We start from the raw sequence: 20,818 nt of genomic DNA on the forward strand, positions 1-20,818 counted from the left end.
GATATTTTAAGATGGCAGTTGCAGGAAAACATTCCCGGTGAATTTCCTTATACTGCTGGTGTGTTTGAACTGAAGCGACAAGGCGAGGATCCGACAAGAATGTTTGCCGGGGAAGGTGGTCCGGAACGAACTAATAAACGTTTTCATTATGTGTCTTTAGGTCAGCCCGCCAAGCGTCTTTCTACTGCATTTGATAGCGTCACTTTGTATGGAGAAGATCCTGAGATCAGACCGGATATTTATGGCAAGATTGGCAACAGCGGAGTAAGCATTGCAACAGTTGATGATGCAAAAAAATTATATAGTGGCTTCGACTTGTGCAATCCGACTACTTCGGTAAGCATGACGATAAACGGCCCAGCACCCATTATTCTTGCATTTTTCATGAACGCTGCCATTGACCAGCTGTGTGAAAAATGGATAGAAGAAAACGACCAATGGGCACTGGTGAAGGAAAAACTTGATAAAAAGTTCGTGCATTTCTCAAAGCCATCCTATTATAATCCATCATTACCAGAAAGACTGCCGGAAGGCAACAACGGGCTAGGTTTAAAATTGTTAGGCCTTTGCGGAGATGAAGTTTTGCCGGGCGATATTTACCAAAAGATAAAGGCGGAAGCGTTAAGCCAGGTAAGGGGAACGGTGCAGGCCGATATTTTGAAAGAAGACCAGGCACAAAACACCTGCATTTTCAGTACTGAATTTGCTTTGAAGTTGATGGGTGACGTGCAGCAGTTTTTTATTGATAATAAAGTACGGAATTTTTACAGCGTTAGCATTAGCGGCTATCACATTGCCGAGGCTGGTGCTAACCCAATTACGCAACTGGCCTTTACACTTTCGAACGGATTTACTTACGTAGAGTATTACCTGAGCCGTGGAATGAACATAGACGATTTTGCGGCCAATCTCTCCTTCTTTTTCAGCAACGGAATGGATGCAGAGTATAGTGTTATTGGTCGTGTTGCAAGGCGAATTTGGGCCAAGGCGATGAAGTATAAATACAACGCAAACGAGCGCAGTCAAAAGTTAAAATACCATATCCAAACCAGTGGCCGAAGCCTGCATGCGCAGGAGATTGACTTCAATGATATCAGAACAACGTTGCAGGCCCTTTATGCTATTTACGACAACTGCAACAGCCTTCACACAAATGCGTACGACGAGGCTATTACCACGCCAACTGAGGAAAGTGTTAGGCGTGCAATGGCTATTCAGCTCATTATAAATCGAGAACTGGGAACAGCAAAAAACGAGAATCCGAACCAGGGAAGTTTTTTAATAGAAGAACTAACCGATCTTGTTGAAGAAGCTGTGCTGGCAGAGTTTGACAGAATAAATGAAAGGGGCGGCGTACTTGGCGCTATGGAAAGAATGTACCAGCGAAACAAAATACAGGAAGAAAGCCTTTTTTATGAGCACCAGAAACATACGGGCGAACTGCCACTTATTGGCGTAAACACTTTCCTTAATAAAAAAGGCAGTCCAACTATTTTGCCTGATGAAGTTATTCGTAGCACTACAGAAGAAAAGCAACAACAAATTCAAAACCTGAAAGCGTTTTTGCAGCGCAACGAACACAGGTCTGAAGAGATGTTGCGAAGACTAAAAAAGACTGCAATTAGCAACGGAAACCTCTTTGAAGAATTGATGGAAACAGTAAAATTTTGCTCTCTTGGCCAAATCACTCATGCCCTTTATGAAGTGGGTGGACAATATAGGAGAAGTATGTAATAATAGAAACCTAAAGGGTCATCGGTACTTACAGCCGGTTCTCTTTATTCGTTTCGTCTTCTCTAATAATGAATATGTATATTTTTTTTTTACCGGCAGCAGAATATCTATTAAACATCGTTGTGTCACTCTCTTGTGCTGCAGCAAAAAAATCAGCAGGTTCATCTTGCCTGGTTTTAAAAACCCCTTCAGGCGTTTACGGTTACTGTTACGTCGCACCGTAGTACGGCATATTCTTATTCTACTTATAACATGCAAAAGTTTCTACGACGATTATTGCTAAAGCCTGTAAATAAGATAGCAGACAGCTACTCTTCGAAGCCGGACAGGGAGCGTGTACATAAAGCTTTAACGGACTTATATACAAGTATTAAATCAGCAGACAATAAGAAAGGCACCCTCATAGAGTTTGATACAAACACTGATCGTTTCATCATTTTTTCTGACATGCACAAAGGAGCAAAAAACGGTGCTGATGATTTTGCCTTTTGTGAAAAAAACTACCTGCATGCGTTGGAGTATTACGATAAGAATAGGTTCAGGTACATCCAGCTGGGAGATGCTGAAGAACTTTGGGAAAACACCCTCGCGGCAGTCAAAACAGCCAACTCAGATTCCTTTGAAAAAGAAAAATTCTTCTTGAAAAGAAATGCATTTATAAAAGTATTCGGTAACCACGATCTGTTTTGGGATAATAGTCCTTTTAGCACCCGCGAACTTGAAGATATTTACGGAGAGAAAGTGCCCATTTATGAAGGGGTTGTTTTAAGAACAGTAGATGCCAATAACTCTATTGATATCTTTCTTACTCATGGACACCAGGGCGACGAGATGAGCGATGGGAACTGGTTTACAAAATGGTTCATAGCAAATCTTTGGGCGCCTTTGCAATCCTACCTTTTACTTAATCCAAATACGCCGGCCTATTATAGCTATTTAAAAACAGCCCACAATAAATTGATGTACGAGTGGGTGGCTCCGCAAAAAAATATATTATTAATAACAGGCCACACACATCAGCCCGTATTTCAATCATTAACACAGCTGGAGACTTTATATAAGAAACTTGAACTGGCACAAGAGTTAAAGGAAGAAGCAGCGATTAAAGCAATTGAAAAAGAAATACAAATAAAGCAGCAAAAGGGACAAACGCTTCCTGATTTCTCTGGTTATAAACCTACCTACTTTAATAGCGGTTGCTGCTGTTACAACGACGGCGATATAACGGGTTTGGAAATAGAATCAGGACAAATTTCACTTGTAAAATGGGAATATAATGAAGAGACTCAAATGCCAGGACGAGTCTTACTAGATACCGTTCGCCTGTCAAACCTTATGTCTGCCTAAAAGCACGAAAGCGTGCTTTTATTGTTACAAAGGTACCCTTGCTTAATAAGTCACTTCCATACCATCATTGTTAATATAAATTCGTTTGCCGTTGGCTGTTTCTATCTCATACATATCGGGCTTTCCCTGTATTTGCAACCTATAAATCGTAGCTGCCTTAAAAGCCTGCGGTTGCTTAGCCATATATACGCTTACTGGTCTTGGCGGCTGCATCAGAGGGAATTCCGTGCGCATATCGAGTCTCTGGCCTGAAGAATTATAACTTGTAATTACCCACCGGGCTCCTGTTTTATACCTGGCAGAATAAATCGTTGTATCTACATTATTTCTCGTCCATGTTGCGGCGTTAGATGCAGGAAAGTCTCTATTAAAAGAAGCTGTTATGGGCGGAGGAATGGTCCATTGACTTTCACCAACTGTACTGCGGCTGTTCCCCCAATTCGTTTGTCCGAATTGTGCCTGCCCCGATCTATCGACTGCACCCGAATTGGTCGTCACTCCTCCCTGCGACACCATAGTATTAACGTTGAAAGTTGTATCGTTACCACCTGCAACTGTGGTACTAGCTCTTTGGCTGTTTGCGTTATTTGCATTAGGAACTGTGTCAAATGTTTTTGTTGCATTTTCAGCAGCATGAACGCCGCCTGCAAAAGGACTGGTAGCAGCGGCGCCTTTTGCAGAAGTAGTGTCACCGCCATTTCTTACAAGACCATTTAAATATCTTTCGGTGGCCGTTTGCCTGGGCGATGCATTTTGACTACTCTCGGCTGCCTCGCTTTTACCGGCGTTAGTAGTACCAGCTGCCTCGGGAATGGCAGAACGGTGGGTGGTTTTACTAACCTTTGTTTTTGCCTGGCTAAACGTATTGGTATAAACAGCGGTCAGCCATATTATCAGTACAATTTTCATAAAACCTTTATTTGTGCTTAAGAAAAAGCTGCTGTAGCCGCACGGTTACAACAGCGCAGCTCTTCTTAATTATCGGTTATTACTTCTCGCGGTTTATGAGTTTAAAAAAGCGGCTTTCCTTTCCTCCTGCTGTGTGGTCCTGGTAGAGGAACGCCAACTTTCGGTCTTCAAAAGTTTCGTACCAATCCTCCCACGAAATGTCTTCCAGGGTATCTTGCCCTGAGTATCCGGGAAAATCAATTCTTAAAACGCCGCCTCCTTCCTTGTCTGCAGTAGTTTTAACACGTGAAGGTTTCCCCTCCCTTTCTTCTGCCCATTTTTTAATTACTTCAAGATCTGTCGTTGTATGTGATGATGCCTCTGACATATTATTACAGTTTATATTGTGAAATAATTACATAGAAATAACTAAAATTGTGCTAACCACAAATTGGGGAAGCATTAAAAAGCATGGGACCGCAGTACTTTAAAATTGCTTCTGGGGGTAAGCGGCCTATCTTTTGCAACGGACTGATGTATTAAAAATATAACAATGGAAAAGAAGGTATTTGGAATTATACTTACAATTTTAGGTATAGCGGGACTAATAGCGGCAGCGGTAAACTTTGTAAACTCCAGCAGTGGCAGCTACAACATAAAAATGATTACCGTATATGGTATACTTGGTCTTATTTTTTTCTTTACCGGCGTTGGTCTCATCAGAACTACTAAAGACAGGTCTTTATAGTTTTTCGGCGTTGCAAGTAAAGTAAGCGCTTATAAACGTTGTGTTTTCAAATGTAAAAAAGGCGCAGTATGCTACCGAGGCACAGCCGCAATACCAACTGATGTAATGACGATAATAATTACTTTGGAATAATTAATGGCAAGATTTTTTATCAATCATATTTCCATTTCTAAAACCTAAAAAATTAATAAACATGAAAAATGTAATTATGCTCATCAGTTCAATTGTACTTGGATCAGTAATAATTCAGCAACTTATTGGGGGTAAATCGCGCAAGCATATCAGGTCAAGAGCAGATGATCCAACCATTCCACAAATTTCTACCAAAGCCTTCTAAATACGGCTTACAGCCTACCTTATCGTCCCTGCTTTCAGCGGGGATTTTTTTGTTTTAAGAGCAACCTCTATTTCGGATTCTGAAAGTTGTGTCTTTTTTTATTGTCAGTGCTTTCAACTTCTAAAGGGCAATTCTAGTAAATAATAAAAGATATTTTAGGGCAGGCGTTACAACCTAACTTATCATTTCTACCAATGAACATGTTTATTTTTTTTACCAGCAGCAGAATGTCTATTAGACCTCGTTGTGTCACACCCTTGTACTGCAACAAAAAAATAAGCAGCTTCATTTTGTCTGGTTTCAAAGCCCCTTTAGGGTTTGGGGTTACTCTTGCGTCGCCCACTTACTGTTTTTAACGATGCAGCTTCCGCACATAGTAGAACAAAGGTGATGTGAGCAAGGGTTCAACGTTTTAGAATTTCTTGCTTTCTGTCTTTTATTAATATTCGTAAAAGTTTCTTTAGTTCTATGGTCAATAGATTTTGGCTTGGTCAACAATTTGCTATTGATGATGAACCCATAGTAAGTTGAAAAACAAGAGTCTGTTAATTTTCTTCAACTTCGTAAAAACAAAACATAAAATGAAGAACAGCTTTTTCCTTTTCGTATTATTCGCTTTCGCGGCTTCTTGTAAAAATGATGACAGCGGAAACAGTATCGACAATGCCAACCCGTCGCAGTTCGCTTATACCATCAAACATCCTTTTCAATGGGAATGGGGCAATAAGAACAATATTAAAATGGCACTTGATGGTTTAAAGGCATACGAAAAAGGTAATGTATCAGCCGCTTTCAAAGATTATGCAGATACAGTATTATTACAAATGGATGGCTTTGAAAAAAGAATGAGTAAGGATAGCTTGCTATCATTTTTCTTGCGGGAGAGAAGTGCAATAAAAAGAATGGGAATAGAGATGAATGATTATTTGACTGTAAGATCTAAAGATGGAAAAAGTGAGTACGTGTCTCTGTGGTACAAGCAATTGTGGGAGGACCAAAATGGTAAGATCGATTCGATAGAGTGCATGGACGACCTTTCCTTTAAAAATGGAAAGATTATTTTATGGAATGAAAAAGTAAGAAGATACCCTGGTTCTGCGCAATAAGAGAGATCACAAATGTCGGTGATATCGATGTTAGAAGTGAATGGTCATGTAGAGTGATTAAATCTACTACGCCGTATACGATGTAAGTTATATTAGGTAAGCCATCCAACAGGATGGCTTACCTTCTTTCGATGATACTTCAAACTCCCACTATTTCTGAGGAGGAGTTGTAGTTCCACTTCCTGTCCCTGTTCCAGTTCCGCTTCCCGATCCTGTAGTTTCTGATCCTGATGTGGTGGTACCACCTCTTGTCGACCTGTGCTTCTTCTTCGTACTTTGTCCGTGCTGACTTCCTTTGTTCGTACCTCTGTTCATTGTGCTACCTCCCGAACCTGATCCACCTGTGCCACTTTGGCCTGTACCGGCACCTGTGCCACTTCCCTGGCCTGAGCCACTACCTTCTCCGGTTGTGCTTCCCGATCCGGTCTGACCGCTACCGGTACTCGACTGTCCGGTTGAACCTTTGTGTTTTGTTTTTCCCTGTGATCCTGCTCCAGATCCGGTTTGAGCAGCAAGAGATAAACTTCCCAGCGCAAATAATGCAACGATGAATGTCTTTTTCATAACTACAATCTTTTTCATAACCGTTTCAAAGCTTAGACCATTTTTTTTCCTTGTAAAACAACCGGGCGATATAATCAGGTTGGGGAAATTTTCCAGGATTTCAGGGGCTAAAGTATTTCCAGCAGAATAAATTGTGCAAGTAGTTGGTCAACTTATTGCAATTATTTGTAATGTGGTTGACAGGCTAGTTGATAAAGGAAGCAAGAAGGATAGTGGCTGTTGAAAACAGGGAAGTTTTCCTTGTTTGTCTAACCGTTTAAGTTATGATCCCTTTCTTTTGGGCGAAGCCTTTTTCAAGTTGTTTCCACTATCGCTACGTTGTGCGTCTGCTCTGCTTTGCGACATAGCTGCTTTCGATGCCGAGCCGGCGGGGGAACCGCTCATTTCACCCCCTCCTGCACCACCGGTACCCATTGGACTTCCTGGCGTAGTATCCTTACTACCGTGATATTGTCCGCTGCCTCTTACCTGCGCTGAAGTCTTTTTAACAGTACCATTATTCTTACCGGCTTGTGCGGCGGTACCTTGAGCCTTTTGTGCATCTGCTAATAAGGCACTTCCCAGCAACATGCCTAGTATCAAAAGATTTTTCATAATTACCGATTTTTTAAAATTGCTTTAAAATTTTATCCGGTTACTCTTCAAACTCTATTACCCGAAGTTGTTATGCTATAATCCACGTTAGTCCCTTTCAGATAAAGCCTCTTTAAACTTCTGTTCATTTTCGATATCCTCCTGCGTAATTTGCCTTTTATCGTTAGGATCAAAGGGATTATGAACCGTCAACGGTTTTTGATTGTCAGTTTGCTTGTCTTCCGGTTGCTGCTGCGAGTGTATCGTGCTGTTTTTGTCGTTTTCCATAAAATCTTTTATTTATAATATAAAAAATAAGGCCAGAATCAAGAAAGGAGAAATTTTCTTATGAAATTGTAAAGCCTCTCTGGTTTCCCTAAAATAAAAAATCTGTATACAAGCCTCTTTATGACTTTTGTATACAGATCTGGTTCTTCTGCTTATTTTTTATTTACAAACTATTTCGATAGCTGATCAATTAACACGACCGTCTTTTTTATCCTTGCTACGTCCAATAATATAGCCGCCTGCGCCACCCACAACTCCACCAACAACTGCTCCAAGGCCTTTCTTTTTGCTAATAATAGCTCCGGCCACTGCGCCTGTACCCGCACCTATCGCAGCACCTTTCGCAGCTTTACTCCATCCTTTCTTTTTTGTCGCAACGGGTGCAGATGCGGTACCTGCGCTGGAAGAACCACCTCCTGAAGAACCTCTTTTGCTATACCCACCTGAGGACCTTGTTCCGGTACTGCGGGTACTTTTGTTTGCAGTACTGCGGCGGGTAGTCGCAGTTGGTGTTTTTACAGCGGCGGGAGGCGTAGTAGTTGCAGCAAGATTTTGTGCTGGTTGATTTGGATCAACTTTTACATAACGACTTCCGTCACCTGCAATAATTGTATCGCTTACTCCTTTCAGTTCAATTACCTGTCCTTTATCTGCAAACGAATTGTTTCTAAAACTGTTAGTATCTGTTGTGGCAGTAGTAGTCTGCGTACTTGTCTTCGGATTACTATTACATGCTGCAAATATTGCTGCCATTGTAACTGCTAATAATTTCGTTTTCATAATTGTAAATTTAAAAATGTATAGTTTATCTATTTGTTGCTTTTTTAATTTTAAAAATCGCAGCTTTAACTGTTTGATCGTACTAAGAGAAAACTATGCCAGAATTAAAATAACGGCGGTTAAACAAGTAGAAGGAATTGAAAAGCAATAAGTTGGGGAATAAATATTAACGATTCTAATACAGGCAATTGGTAGCTATTAACACAAATTAGCCAGGATGGAAACGTAAAATAATAGCAGTAGAGAGTGGCTTATAAGACGCAATAGTAATAGGAAACAGACAGTAAAGAACACGGCAAAGGATAGGGAAATTGTAATTGCCAGATAACTAATGAGTAGGCTTAATTAATTTACCCGCCGATCCTTCATCTAAAAACCAATGCACCGGTTTATTTGCCGCAACAATAAGCTGGGCAGGTGATTTTTCTGGTTCATACTTCCCCTTCAGAACTTGTTGAACTACATCTTCTTTCTTTTTTCCTGTTATTAAAAACGCTTTTACAGCAGAAGCATTAATTGCTGTAATAGTCAGGGTCACTTTGTATAAGTCATCCTGTTTGTCGTAAACCGGCATCACCCATCCGCTATGATGATGGCTTTCTTGTGAAAAAGGATATAGCGAGAGCAGATTTCCTTTCTCGCCCATTCCTAATATAACCAGGTCAAAAGTCGTGTTACCGTTATTAAAATAGGTCTTTAGTAAATCTTCATATTTTAAAGCAGAGGCCTCGGGAGATATATCAGTTCTTATACCATGAACGTGATTTTTTGGAACAGGTAAGGTATCTATCAACATTTTCAACACTAATGCCGGATTGTTTTTTTCATCAGTGGAAGAGATGAAACTCTCGTCACCCCAAAAAAGGTGGATTTTGTCCCAGTCAATTTTGGTTGCATAATCGGTAGCAAGTATCTTATATACCAGCTTAGGCGTGTCGCCGCCCGATAAAGCGATTGTAAAGCTTCCCTGTCTCGTCAATGTTTCTTTGACCAGGTCTGCTAACCATTCGGCAAAAGCATAACAGGTTTCCCTTTCGTTTTTATAGATGTGGAGTTTTGGCATTGAACGTGTTTATACTGTATGTAAAACTCTAATGTATAAACAAGCAAAAAATAAGCCGCACCGTTTTGCTGTTTTTATCGTGAAACGTTTACCGGGTTGAGATGTAATTTTGATAAATATTAATATTATGACTAAGATGATAGAAGAGTTTAATGACTATCGCGTTAAAATGAATGAAGTTATTCTCAGCAAGAATAACCTTGTTATGAAAAGGCTTTGGAACCTTGATACCAATACGTATGAAGAGGGAGCGCTGGATAAAAAAACAAAGGAGATGCTTGGACTGGTTGCCAGCATGGTGTTGCGTTGTGACGACTGTATAAAATATCACTTAGGAAAGAGCTACGAATTAGGAGTTACTACCGAGCAGCTGTACGAGATTTTTGCTGTAGCAAATATTGTGGGAGGTACGATAGTTATACCCCACACCCGCAGGGCAGCAGAATATTGGGAAGAGTTACAGAAGTCGTAATAGCAAACGCTTTCATGCCCCGCTAACCGGGTTCAGGAATTACATCAAAACCCGGCGGGCATTCATTTCTAAAGCCTACAACAACCAATGAAGTTGCTTCAATAGAATTACTAAAAGGGTGCGAAGCAACGACTGTAGAATTTAATTACGAAGCATGCTATCAAAAGCTTAATTTCAGATACCAAAATAAAACCATTTTCTTTTTTAGTAGTGAATAGCCAAAAAAAAGCGAAACCAACAGTATCACGGTTTTATTTAGCGAATTTTACACCCTCAAAATAAGGAAGTATTATCATGTCAACGTTAACAGAAGCAAGGCCGGTAACATTAACCGCTAAGGATTTCGCTACTGACCAGGAAGTTAGATGGTGCCCCGGTTGCGGCGATTATTCTATTTTGGCGCAAGTGCAAAAGATAATGCCAGGCATAGGCATTCCGAAAGAAAACATTGTTATTATTAGCGGCATAGGTTGCAGCAGCCGTTTTCCATATTATATGAATACCTATGGCATGCACAGCATCCATGGCCGGGCGACCGCTATTGCCAGTGGTTTAAAGGCTAGCCGCCCAGAGCTAAGTGTTTGGATTGTTAGTGGTGATGGCGATAGCCTCAGCATTGGGGGCAACCATACAATACATCTTTTAAGAAGAAACTTTGATGTTAACCTTCTGATGTTTAATAACCAGATTTATGGTTTAACCAAAGGTCAATACTCGCCCACAAGTGAAAAGCAAAAAGTTACCAAAAGCACCCCGTACGGAAGTATAGATCATCCTTTCAATCCGCTTGCGCTGGCGCTCGGTGCAGATGCGACTTTTATTGGCCGCAGCATGGATCGCGATCCTAAGCACTTACAGGCCATGCTCACAAGAAGTCATCAACATAAAGGTGCTTCGTTCCTCGAAATCTATCAGAATTGTAACATCTTTAATGACGGTGCTTTCGAGATTTTTACAGAGAAATCAACAAAGACCGAAGAAGCTTTATTTCTTGAACATGGCAAGCCGCTGGTATATGGTGCAGCACGCGATAAGGGAATTAAGATTGAAGGCCTTCGTCCGGTTGTTGTCCAGTTAGGAAATGGTGTGACTGAGGATGATCTTTGGATACACGATGAGAACGATTTTTATAAGGCACAGGTACTTGTAAGAATGTTTGACGACCCTCAGCAAGCCGTTCATTTTCCGCGACCTTTTGGTGTTTTTTATGAAACAGAAAGAGCATGCTATGAAGACATTATGCAATTGCAGATAGAGGAAACAATCGCAACAAAAGGTGCAGGAGATCTTGATAAGTTATTACGTGGTAGAGAAGTGTGGGAAATAGCAGGATAATGAGTTAATGATAGATTTTTTTGAAAAGCCAGTTCAGTTTTGATCTGGCTTTTTCTTTTTGGTGTAGCTATTAAACCTACATCGATAAAGGCATTTATGTTACCAGCATTAGTACTCTATTCATTCGTACGTTGCGTCGCACTCTTGTGCTTTTTATGTATTGGCAACAAGCGTTGTGATTATAGTTTCCAGTGTTCCTAAATGAACAGATTCTTATACATTTCCTGCTTGGTAAGTTCTTTTATAGCGCCCGGTTCAAGCCCCTGTATTGTGATCGCTTCAATTCTATACCTTATCAATCGTAATGTAGGAAAACCGACCTTAGCAGTCATTCTTCTTACCTGCCTGTTCTTGCCCTCAACAAGAGATAAGCTGAGCCAGCTAACAGGTATCTCTTTTCTAAATCTTATGGATGGATGTCTTTCGAAGACGTGTGGTGGTTGATCAAAAGAGGCTGCTTTGCATGGTAATGTTTTATGTAGCTTACCATCTATCGATATGGTTACACCAGATCGTAATTCATTCAATGCTTGTGGCGTTACAGCGCCTTCCACCTGCACCCAATATTCCCTTTCGTGTTTGTGTGTTGGACTCAACAAAAGATGATTTAGTTGAGTATCATTTGTTAGTATCAATAAGCCTTCACTATCATAGTCTAAACGTCCAACAGGGTATACATCTTTAGGCACATCAAATACATCTGCAAGACTTTTTTTACCACCTTCTGAAGTGAATTGGCTAAGTACCTGGTAGGGCTTGTAAATGATGAAATAACGTTGCATATAACAATAAAAAAGCCCGGTATAAAACCAGGCTTTAATATATGGATGGGTTAGTAAGTACCAGGAAATAAATTTCCTTACACAATATTAAAAATTGTTTCTTCTAACACAAAAATTTTCTTTCATTATTTTATACACATTTTTCTTTTTTTTGTTAATAAGGATACTTTTGACTTCCTGAAAACACCCGTTCAAATAAGATGTTTACTGCTAGCCGCAACAGGCTTTTTACAACTATTAATGCTATCGTCACAATTCCTGAAAGTACCATGAATAAAGGCTTACAGCGATTTTGGATGGCGTAGTAAGTTTCGATAATTATAAAATAAATTTTTATAAATTCTACTCACTCATGTTTCAAATCAGGGTTCGTAATAGCAATAAGGCTAGCTGAAAAATTTTGTATAAAAGATGTGAGTCATTTTATTTTCATCCTCCGTATTAGTGCTTCGCTACCAGGATGTTTTTTATATTCAACTCATCTGTCAGCGTTAACCATTTGCGGCCTTCTTACAAAGGAAAATAATGACATTTGTAACCGATAATAGGAACGAGGTATAACAGCTCACCTGCTCAAAATAATACTTCAATTAAAGAGTCATGCATCGCTTAATAGTAAAGCATAGATGAGTGCTAATTTTAAGACAATAGTTGGTGAAATGCTTCTTTGCTTTCAGCGAATATTACCTTTGTTAAAATCATTATTATGAAGTTTCCTGCTCCCGTTTCTGTTCAATGGATTGCTGATTTAATTGGTGCTGACGTATTGGGTCATGCTGAGTCTTTTGCAACAGGAATTAACGAGATACATCGTGTTGAGCCCGGAGATCTTTGCTTTGTTGATCATCCAAAATATTACGACAAGTGCTTAAACAGTGCGGCCTCTTTTATTATCATCAATACAAAAGAAGTTTCTATTCCTGGTGGCAAAACCTTGTTGGTACTTGGTGATCCTTTTGAGGCTTATTTAAAAATTGCAAATCATTTTCGGCCTTTTGTTCCATCAGAAAAAGCAATAAGCACTTCGTTAAAAGTTGGCGCCGGTACTGTTATTATGCCTAACGTATTTATTGGCAATCATGTAACTATTGGAAAGGATTGTATCATTCATCCAAACGTCTCTATACTTGATTATACTGAGATTGGTAATAACATTATTATACAAGCGGGAACTGTTGTTGGCAGTGATGCCTTTTATTATAACACGAAGAAGAATCGCGATGTATGGTATAAAAAAATGCAAAGCTGTGGCCATGTTGTAATTGAAGATTTCGTAGAGATTGGAGCGGGCTGTACAATTGATCGTGGGGTTACTGCTGATACAAGAATTGGTGCAGGTACCAAACTCGATAATATGGTTCATATTGGCCACGATGTGGTTATCGGAAAGAATTGTTTGCTTGCTGCACAAGTAGCTATTGCAGGCGGAACAACATTGAAAGATGGAGTTACGCTTTGGGGCCAGGTTGGCTTAAGTAAAACACTAACAATTGGTAACAATGTTACGGTGCTTGCGCAGAGCGGAGTAGGGAAAGATCTCGCGGACAATACTGTTCACTGGGGATCGCCATCGGAAGACGCTTTAACTAAAAAAAGAGAGTTGATTTGGGTTAGACGTATCCCCGAATTATGGAAAAAGGTGATGGAAACTAAATAAACTAATTTCAACTTTGCTGCAGAACTGCTACTACCCAAAAGCGAAAGGGCATGCAATTAATACTGCGGTAGAATCAGCAATTTTAATTAATATTCAATCAAAAAAAGGCGGCTCCATCAGCTATGTTCCTAACAGGAATTTTCAATTTAATCCGCCATTTCTTTACTTAAGATTCTTTCCAGCAGTTCAATTCTTTCAAGGGAAGGGAGGCAGGTAAATATGCCACTGTCAGCACCCTCCCTAATTCCTCTTACAAAAAGGTAAATAACACCACCGAAATGTAGGTTATAATTAAAACCCGGCAACCGGGTTTCCAGGTACTTTTTGGCTGCAACGGTGTACAGCAAGTATTGTAGATGATAATTGTTTTCACTCATTGCTTCTGCCAGCAATTCTTTCTTATAGTACTCAATTGAATCTCCCAAAAAATTAGACTTCCAGTCAAGGATGTAGTACTTGTTGTTATGCTCAAAAAACATATCCATTTTGCCATTCATTACGCCTTCCAGATCGTGGTTATATTTTAGGCTGATACGGGCTTCCTTAGTCTCAAGAGCAGTAAGATCTGCAGGATCAAATAACTGCACATTAAAATCGAATTCTAATTCATTCAAGCGTTTTTCCTGGGTTATGTCTGAAAGGGTAAATGTGTCGCCACTTACTTGCAGCGTTACCTCCGTTAGGCGGGTTAGCAAGTTCATTAGCATGGCAGCGTAGTCGATATGCCGGGGCATAAATCTTTTTAAAGCAGCCAATATATTCCGCTCCCAATTGCGATCATTTGTAAAATCTATATTCTCGAAAATGTAGTGCAACAGGTTACCGGTTTTATTGCCCTTGATCAGCTGTTTAAAAATGAAGTGATCATAGTCATTACCAGCACTACCAGAATTGTTTTTAGGAGTTGTAGTATGGGTGCTTGCGAGGGATGTATAACTCATCTTTCTCCAGTTGACTTGCGAAAGCATAAAGCTAACCGGTTTAGTACTCGTTGATTCTAGTACTTCCTCGGCTTTAGAATAATAATACTTTGCAGGAATAGTAGCAGATTCTTCAAAACTGATAAGGGTTGGATCAACGCCTTTAAGGGAGGTTACAAACGGCACCAAAGAAGAGTCTTTATAATAATTTGCAAGACTTTTATTTAGGTAACATTTGTACACAGCACGTGTAATGGCAACATATATCAGCCGCCTGTTTTCTTGTTCGGTTTGTTCATCTACAATTTGTTGCTGCTCAGGATTCAATTGCTCGCTGTCAGCAAAAATATAATCGCCTGTTTCCGTGTCTCTGAAGCTGCAAAAACGAAAATGTATTTTTGTGTCAAGGTCCAGAAAAGGTGCAAAGACAATGTTGTATTCAAGACCCTTGCTCTTATGAAGTGTTACAATTTTTACCGCCTCTTCGTCGCTTTCTACGCGTTGCTCAAACTCATCACCTTCCGTTTGCATTCCGTCAATTCCACGTTTTAGCCAGCTCACTAATTCCAGCGCTGAAAACTGTTTTGCAGATTGTACCTTATGCAGCACTTCAATTATTTGAAAGAGATTAGCAATCGTACGTTCGCCATTTTCGGTATGATGGTTTAGCAAAAGGGCCCTTACCTGGTAGTCGGAAACAAACTTCATTAAAACACTGTATACTCCATCTTTGTCCCAAATGCTTTTGTATTCCCTAAAATTATTCAACACCGTTTCTTCGTTTAGATCAAGAACAGCTCTTGTATCATAACCGGTAAAAGGAGACAATAAGGCTTTGTTGATAGCTGACCGGTTTAGGTCAATCAATGCTTCCAGTAGGTATAATACATACAAAGACTCTTCGGATTGCAAAATCTTTGAATCGTCAATGGTAACTGCGGGAATTCCTCGCTTAGCGAGACAAGTCTTTACTGCAATTGCCTGTTTGTTTTTTCTAACAAGTATACCTATATCTGAAGGTCTTATGCGCCTGGAGCTACCTTTTTCATCTATCGTATAATGTTCCTTTTCAAGCAGGTTAATGATTTGCGCTGTTACAGTTTCTGCTATTTCACTATTGTTCTGATTACCATAAATCGTGATCGGAACATCGGGGTGACCATTAAGAAACAGAGCTCCTTTTTTATTATCCGGTGGAGAATCTACATTGATATAATCAATCGAATGTTCCTGGCCGTTAAAATAAAAAGTATCGAAATCTATATGAGGCTTGAAGAACAGGTTCATTGCGTTAATAAAGGGGGCAGAGGAACGGTAGTTTACATTCATTCCATATTTATGATCTACCTCATCCGACGCTTTAAAGTAGGTGAAGATGTCGGCCTTTCTCCATGCATAAATCGATTGCTTTGGGTCACCTATATAAAACAAGATATTTTGTCCGGTTCCAAAAGTGTTTTGAAAAATTTCATACTGAAGTTTGTCGGTATCCTGAAACTCATCTACAAATATGGCGCGGTACTTTTTCTGTAATGAAGTAACCAGGTTCGTGTTATGATGATGTACAATAGCCTTATGCAGGTTCACAATCATATCGTCAAAACCAAGAAGGCTGTTTCGTTGCTTATATTGATCAATGGCTTTTGTAACTGTACCGATAGCATGACAGTAAATTTTATTAATAACCGATTGAAGAAGGTCCTTCTTTTCTTCTACCAGGTCATCACATTCGCTGTGCTGCATTATTATATCACCATATAGCTTATCAATATACCCCGTGCCCTTTTTGCTAACCACAACAGTTACAAATTCGGCCGGTGTATCTACCAGGTGCAGCAAACTGGTTTTGGCCCATTTGTTAGCTTCTGTTATAGATTTAAGGCGATCTGCATTGTTCCTGATATGCTCGTAAACACATGCCTTAATTTCCTTGTCTTTGTCTGCCAGTTCTTTTATTGTCTTCGAAAAGCTTACCTGGTCCTCATCGCAAATCGAATAACTTTCATTTTCATCGTATTCAAAATATTTTTTACCAGATAGATGTTCTCTTATAACTGATGCTATATCTGACCTGCTTAAACCGTGCTCTATTAATTGTCCCAGCAGCTTTACATTGAGTGCGGTGATATTCTCCCTCCAAAATTTATTTACCTCACTTTCTATTAATGAAACGATATCTTTTAAAGTATCAGAGCCAAATAGCTGGTTGGTTTCAAAAGCAAATTCAGTAAGCGTTTGCTGGCAAAAACTATGGATCGTAAGCACAGAAGTTTCATCAAGAAATAGGACCGCGTCTTTTAGTTGTTGCTGAACTTCTTCCCGTGAAGTAAAATTTATTGCTTGCGCTACCAAAGCCGAAATGGTAGAGTCATTAATTGTATTTCCAAGGCTCGCTTTATGCCCCTGCCTGATAAATAATCTTATCCTTTCTTCAAGTTCAGCTACAGCGGCTTTTGTAAATGTCACCATCAGAATTTCTTTTATAGAAATCTTGTTCTCCAACACTAGTCGCAAAACCATTATCGCGATAGAGTAGGTTTTACCGGTACCTGCACTAGCCTCTATCAGGTTGCTGCCAGCCAAAGGAACGGTAGAGGCGTTAAAATCTTTAATATTCATTAGAACCGCGATTTATGGATTGTTGGTATTAGTAGAAAATACATGACGAAGCGTGGTGTATGCAGACCCACAACACTTGCTTCGATCATATATTTTTTTGTTACAAACATTTAAACTTTTCTGTACATCGTTGTGTCACTCACTTTTACTGTAAATCGGTATTTGGCTGCTATTACATTTTGCTTTTGTCCGAACTAGATTGTCATTATTGCTCTGAATCGATCGGATATGAAGTAGTCTAGACGGTTCTTAAGTTGTTTGACCAGCAACGTTCTATCATCCCACTTATCTCAAACATCCAATAAATCCCAGTTCAGACATCACCCTTTTGCATAATATATCTCAAACAACTCCTTAGCCTCGCCAAATATCTCTTCACTGTTTTGCTGGTATTGCTCAAAGACTCCTTCCTGGTCGAAGAAACCAAATGAATGTTCCTTTTTTATGTACACATCACACGCATCGCTTTCACAATACTTGTTCACCAAAACCTTAAACTTGTCCTGGGTTAAACCTCCAATGTCAGCCGGACTTTTGTTGAAATCAGGATAGAACATTAGAATCTCTTCGTGCCCGAGTTTATAGAGGTTTAGCAATTTTTGCAAAGTTTTCAATGCACTCTTTTTACTTCTGCTACTTTCGTCAATTTTATACACTTTATTCCTGGCAGAAGAAATATAAAATAGGTCAAGGGGATTGCCGGCAGCTATTGCAATGAGATACCTAATGTATGCTTCCAGCAAATACTTGCTTTCATTCTTCGAAAGTGAAATAGATACAAGCTTACCATCGTAAATTCTGCCCTGCTTGCCTTTAAGAATAGTATCGTTAATAGCTAGTTCAATGTGCATGCTTTCTTCATCAGCATCTCCGATACAATTAGTTACCAACTCTTTTAAAGGATTTACAGACTCCACAGTACTTGTGAGTACCCAGTCTGCCATATTTTTTAAAGGCAGACTGCCGGTAGCAACTCCCTTGTTTCTGTACTGCGTCAATTCATTAAAGTCTGAAAACAAGAGATCCTGTTTCATCTGCCAGGATTGCAAACCGTCGAGTTCAAATATTTCATTTTCCGGCAATAGCACATTATCCTGTTCGTACCTGATGCGAAGCACATTATTGTAATAGGCTTTAAAAGGATTTTTAAAGAAGCTGATGAAAGATTCAAGAGACACTTCATTAAAAGTTAAGGGAGCTGTTGTGTTGGCATAATTGGCTTCAGCCGGCTGTTTAATTGTTTTCGCCCCGCCTAAATAATTGTACAGTCGCTTATGCTGTAAATGATATTTATGACTGAAAGCATGCAGAGGGTGAGTGGTAACTATTGTCTCCCTCACACTAAATTTTTCATCCTTTACGCCCGATTGCACGTAGTCTATTAATTCATCTATCAACACCGATGGCGGCATAACGGTATTGTCTTTAGCGCTGCGACCTATATAGCTCATGTACAAGTACTGCTGAGCAGAAAGTAGTGTTTCAAGAAAAAGATGCTTGTCATTTTCTTTTACATTCCGGTCACCTTTTCTTTTTTCCTGCTCCATTAAGTTAAAACTAACCCTTGTCTCCTTGCGGGGAAATTTGTCAAAATCAAGCCCTAACAAAGCCACTACCTTAAAAGGAATGCTTCGCATAGGGATCAATGAACAAAAGGTAATGCCGCCCGATGCAAACGCGTTTGAACGGGTCTCAGTGGTAAGTGAATTAACGAAACTGTGTTTAAAAACATCGAAACTGATCTTGTCCTTCACCACATCGTTCAGCACATATAACTTTTCAAGATTTCGCAAGAGCAGTTGATAATCCTCATCGCTGTTGTCTTCCGTTTGATAGATTAATTTATCAATCACCTGTTCAATGTATTCTCCCCATTCGGTAATGGTTCTTGCGTGTCTGCGATCTTCAATGGTTGAGACGAGCACTTCAGCAAAATGACAAAAACGTATCAGTTCAAACGAGTCTTCGCCTTCTGCAATGTCCAGCGGGTAAGTAGTGTAGCCATCAACGTTGTATGCTTCCTCACCGCTCATGCAAATGCCATACATAATTCTTCGGATACCATTTTTCCAGCTTACATAAATGGTTTCATCTTCCTTTCTGCCTTCAATCCCGAACCTGATATTGGCTTTATCAACAGCCTTTCTTATTAACTCTATATCTGTAATCGAAAACCTTTTCCTGGTATAACTCGAATCTAATAACTGCAATACCTCCTCGGCTTTAAAATTGTCTTCACTTAATGCCAACACAGATTGAAGCGCACTAAACAAATTATCACTTATAGTAAAACTTTCGTCGGCAATAGTAAACGGAAATTTATAAGGCGCGGAATTGAAAACAGCTTTTATGTAAGGCGCGTAAGCGTCAATATTGCTTACCATTACCACAATGTCTCTTGCAGATAGAAACTCAGATTTCTGATCAACCAGATGCACCAGGTAGTTATACAAAACCTCCACCTCGCGTGCAGTCGTAAAGCAGGCATTAATAGTTATTGAACCATCGGCTATATCACCTTCTGTCAGTTCATTCCTGGCCCCAACGTCATGATTATGAAAAATATCATTTTGAATTTTCTTCAGCAAAGTTTGGGTAGAAGGTTCAGGAGATTCTATATCAACGTACTGATTTAAGAATTCTTCACTTTCAAAGAACATGCTGAATGTGTCTTGCAATACTCTTCCCCATCCGGTCAGCAAAGGGTTGCCTGCACTTTTCAAATCCGAGGCATTCAACTTCACCCTGCTCTTTTGCCTCCAAAGTGCCAGTTGCTTTTCGCTTCTGTCTTCAAACCAATAAACAGCAGGTGCAGGGTTTAGCAGGTGAAAAGTAACATTTACAATTTTGGCCAGCTCATAAAAAATATGAACGTGGTAAGTAGTTATAATAGACAGCCCGAAAACATGAATATTTGGAATTTGTGCTTTGAGCTTCCGTTGTTGTTCCGGTTGTTTTAAAGCCTCAATTATAGATTTGCCAATTACAGTTTTATCCGGCATACTATCGCCTAAAATGGCTTTCGCCTTTACCCACAAAAACTTTTGCCATGCACTAGCCGACTCAAATCCGGTTGTGTTGCCGTTCCAATCCCTGATCATTTCTGGCCGGTAAATCTGGTATTGATCAAAAAGGTCAGCGACTTTTTTAGCGAGCGCCAGGCGCTTTACATCGTCGTTGGTATAGTAGTTTGCTATGGACCTGAATGCATCCTGGAACTCTTTGGATGATAAAAGCGTAAAAAGTACCCATTGCAATATTTCGGGCGAAAGCGCCTGCTTGTTTTGCGAGCCCAGTTTATAATAGATCTCATTAACCAGGTCGTTCGGCTTCACAAACTTGCAATTGGCAACAATACCCAGTCTTGCCGCCATCTTAATCTTCAGCCAGTTATTCATCCCCTGGGTCTGGGTAACAATATATTGCGGTTGAAAAACGTGGTTTTGCTGCCCGTGCAACTCCTCTGAAAGTTGACGCGCCAGGTGCTCCAACGAATTCGACCCGTTTATTTGTAAGCTCATTTTAATTAAATTAATGCTGCTTTGCTGATAACGCTTTTTATTTTAGTGACCAGCATTTGTTCTCCACCAAACCCCGCTTGTGTC

General features: G+C 39.9%; 18 protein-coding genes. 8 read left to right on the forward strand and 10 right to left on the reverse strand.

What is annotated here, in order from left to right; translation table 11 throughout:
* Together JWR87_RS19490 and JWR87_RS19495 are read left to right on the forward strand one after the other, a co-directional pair.
* Nucleotides 1–1,734: methylmalonyl-CoA mutase family protein (locus tag JWR87_RS19490; protein WP_297823435.1), on the forward strand; the 1,734-nt coding region annotated here is incomplete at its 5' end.
* Between the two features lie 252 nt (nt 1,735–1,986).
* Complete coding sequence (locus tag JWR87_RS19495; protein WP_297823437.1) at nt 1,987–3,081, forward strand: metallophosphoesterase; 1,095 nt, start codon at nt 1,987–1,989, stop codon at nt 3,079–3,081.
* Between the two features lie 42 nt (nt 3,082–3,123).
* On the opposite strand, the gene JWR87_RS19500 is transcribed toward JWR87_RS19495, so the two are convergent.
* A complete protein-coding gene (locus JWR87_RS19500; RefSeq protein WP_297823439.1) occupies nt 3,124–3,990 on the reverse strand; it encodes a hypothetical protein in 867 nt (288 codons plus the stop codon).
* A 79-nt stretch (nt 3,991–4,069) separates the two neighbouring features.
* Nucleotides 4,070–4,357, reverse strand: a complete 288-nt coding sequence (locus tag JWR87_RS19505; RefSeq protein WP_297823441.1) for a hypothetical protein — start codon at nt 4,355–4,357, stop codon at nt 4,070–4,072.
* Between the two features lie 165 nt (nt 4,358–4,522).
* Here JWR87_RS19505 and JWR87_RS19510 point away from each other — a divergent pair, with 165 nt between their 5' ends.
* The 3 genes from JWR87_RS19510 to JWR87_RS19520 all read left to right on the forward strand — a co-directional run bounded on the left by JWR87_RS19510 (nt 4,523) and on the right by JWR87_RS19520 (nt 6,160).
* Entirely contained in the window at nt 4,523–4,717 is a 195-nt protein-coding gene (locus JWR87_RS19510; protein WP_297823443.1) for a hypothetical protein, read from the forward strand.
* A gap of 193 nt (nt 4,718–4,910) precedes the next feature.
* Nucleotides 4,911–5,054 (forward strand): hypothetical protein, encoded by a 144-nt coding sequence (locus tag JWR87_RS19515; protein ID WP_297823446.1) that lies wholly within the window; start codon nt 4,911–4,913, stop codon nt 5,052–5,054.
* Between the two features lie 581 nt (nt 5,055–5,635).
* A complete protein-coding gene (locus tag JWR87_RS19520) occupies nt 5,636–6,160 on the forward strand; it encodes a hypothetical protein (RefSeq protein ID WP_297823448.1) in 525 nt (174 codons plus the stop codon).
* 150 nt (nt 6,161–6,310) lie between these two features.
* Here JWR87_RS19520 and JWR87_RS19525 read toward each other — a convergent pair whose 3' ends face one another.
* The 5 genes from JWR87_RS19525 to pgl all read right to left on the reverse strand — a co-directional run bounded on the left by JWR87_RS19525 (nt 6,311) and on the right by pgl (nt 9,428).
* The gene (locus JWR87_RS19525) at nt 6,311–6,724 is read right to left on the reverse strand and encodes a hypothetical protein (protein WP_297823450.1); all 414 of its coding nucleotides are present in this window, start codon (nt 6,722–6,724) and stop codon (nt 6,311–6,313) included.
* A gap of 261 nt (nt 6,725–6,985) precedes the next feature.
* Nucleotides 6,986–7,318 (reverse strand): hypothetical protein, encoded by a 333-nt coding sequence (locus JWR87_RS19530; protein ID WP_297823452.1) that lies wholly within the window; start codon nt 7,316–7,318, stop codon nt 6,986–6,988.
* Between the two features lie 87 nt (nt 7,319–7,405).
* Nucleotides 7,406–7,585, reverse strand: coding sequence for a hypothetical protein (locus JWR87_RS19535; protein ID WP_297823453.1), 180 nt, complete (start codon nt 7,583–7,585; stop codon nt 7,406–7,408).
* 186 nt (nt 7,586–7,771) lie between these two features.
* Nucleotides 7,772–8,365 (reverse strand): YMGG-like glycine zipper-containing protein, encoded by a 594-nt coding sequence (locus JWR87_RS19540; protein ID WP_297823455.1) that lies wholly within the window; start codon nt 8,363–8,365, stop codon nt 7,772–7,774.
* Between the two features lie 328 nt (nt 8,366–8,693).
* Nucleotides 8,694–9,428 (reverse strand): 6-phosphogluconolactonase, encoded by a 735-nt coding sequence (pgl, locus tag JWR87_RS19545; protein ID WP_297823457.1) that lies wholly within the window; start codon nt 9,426–9,428, stop codon nt 8,694–8,696.
* Between the two features lie 127 nt (nt 9,429–9,555).
* On the opposite strand from pgl, the gene JWR87_RS19550 reads away from it, so the two are divergent.
* Complete coding sequence (locus JWR87_RS19550) at nt 9,556–9,900, forward strand: carboxymuconolactone decarboxylase family protein (RefSeq protein ID WP_297823459.1); 345 nt, start codon at nt 9,556–9,558, stop codon at nt 9,898–9,900.
* Between the two features lie 294 nt (nt 9,901–10,194).
* Nucleotides 10,195–11,235, forward strand: a complete 1,041-nt coding sequence (locus JWR87_RS19555; protein WP_297823461.1) for a 2-oxoacid:ferredoxin oxidoreductase subunit beta — start codon at nt 10,195–10,197, stop codon at nt 11,233–11,235.
* A gap of 197 nt (nt 11,236–11,432) precedes the next feature.
* On the opposite strand, the gene JWR87_RS19560 is transcribed toward JWR87_RS19555, so the two are convergent.
* The gene (locus JWR87_RS19560; protein WP_297823463.1) at nt 11,433–12,017 is read right to left on the reverse strand and encodes a pseudouridine synthase; all 585 of its coding nucleotides are present in this window, start codon (nt 12,015–12,017) and stop codon (nt 11,433–11,435) included.
* Nucleotides 12,018–12,723: 706 nt separating this feature from the next.
* Here JWR87_RS19560 and JWR87_RS19565 point away from each other — a divergent pair.
* On the forward strand, nt 12,724–13,674 hold the full coding sequence (locus JWR87_RS19565) for a UDP-3-O-(3-hydroxymyristoyl)glucosamine N-acyltransferase (RefSeq protein WP_297823465.1): 951 nt from the start codon (nt 12,724–12,726) through the stop codon (nt 13,672–13,674).
* A gap of 146 nt (nt 13,675–13,820) precedes the next feature.
* Here JWR87_RS19565 and recB read toward each other — a convergent pair whose 3' ends face one another.
* Together recB and recC are read right to left on the reverse strand one after the other, a co-directional pair.
* Entirely contained in the window at nt 13,821–17,213 is a 3,393-nt protein-coding gene (gene recB / locus JWR87_RS19570; RefSeq protein ID WP_297823467.1) for an exodeoxyribonuclease V subunit beta, read from the reverse strand.
* Between the two features lie 320 nt (nt 17,214–17,533).
* Complete coding sequence (recC, locus tag JWR87_RS19575; protein WP_297823469.1) at nt 17,534–20,734, reverse strand: exodeoxyribonuclease V subunit gamma; 3,201 nt, start codon at nt 20,732–20,734, stop codon at nt 17,534–17,536.
* Between the last annotated feature and the right edge of the window lie 84 nt (nt 20,735–20,818).

This window comes from Segetibacter sp., assembly GCF_025963695.1.
Lineage (GTDB): Bacteria > Bacteroidota > Bacteroidia > Chitinophagales > Chitinophagaceae > Segetibacter.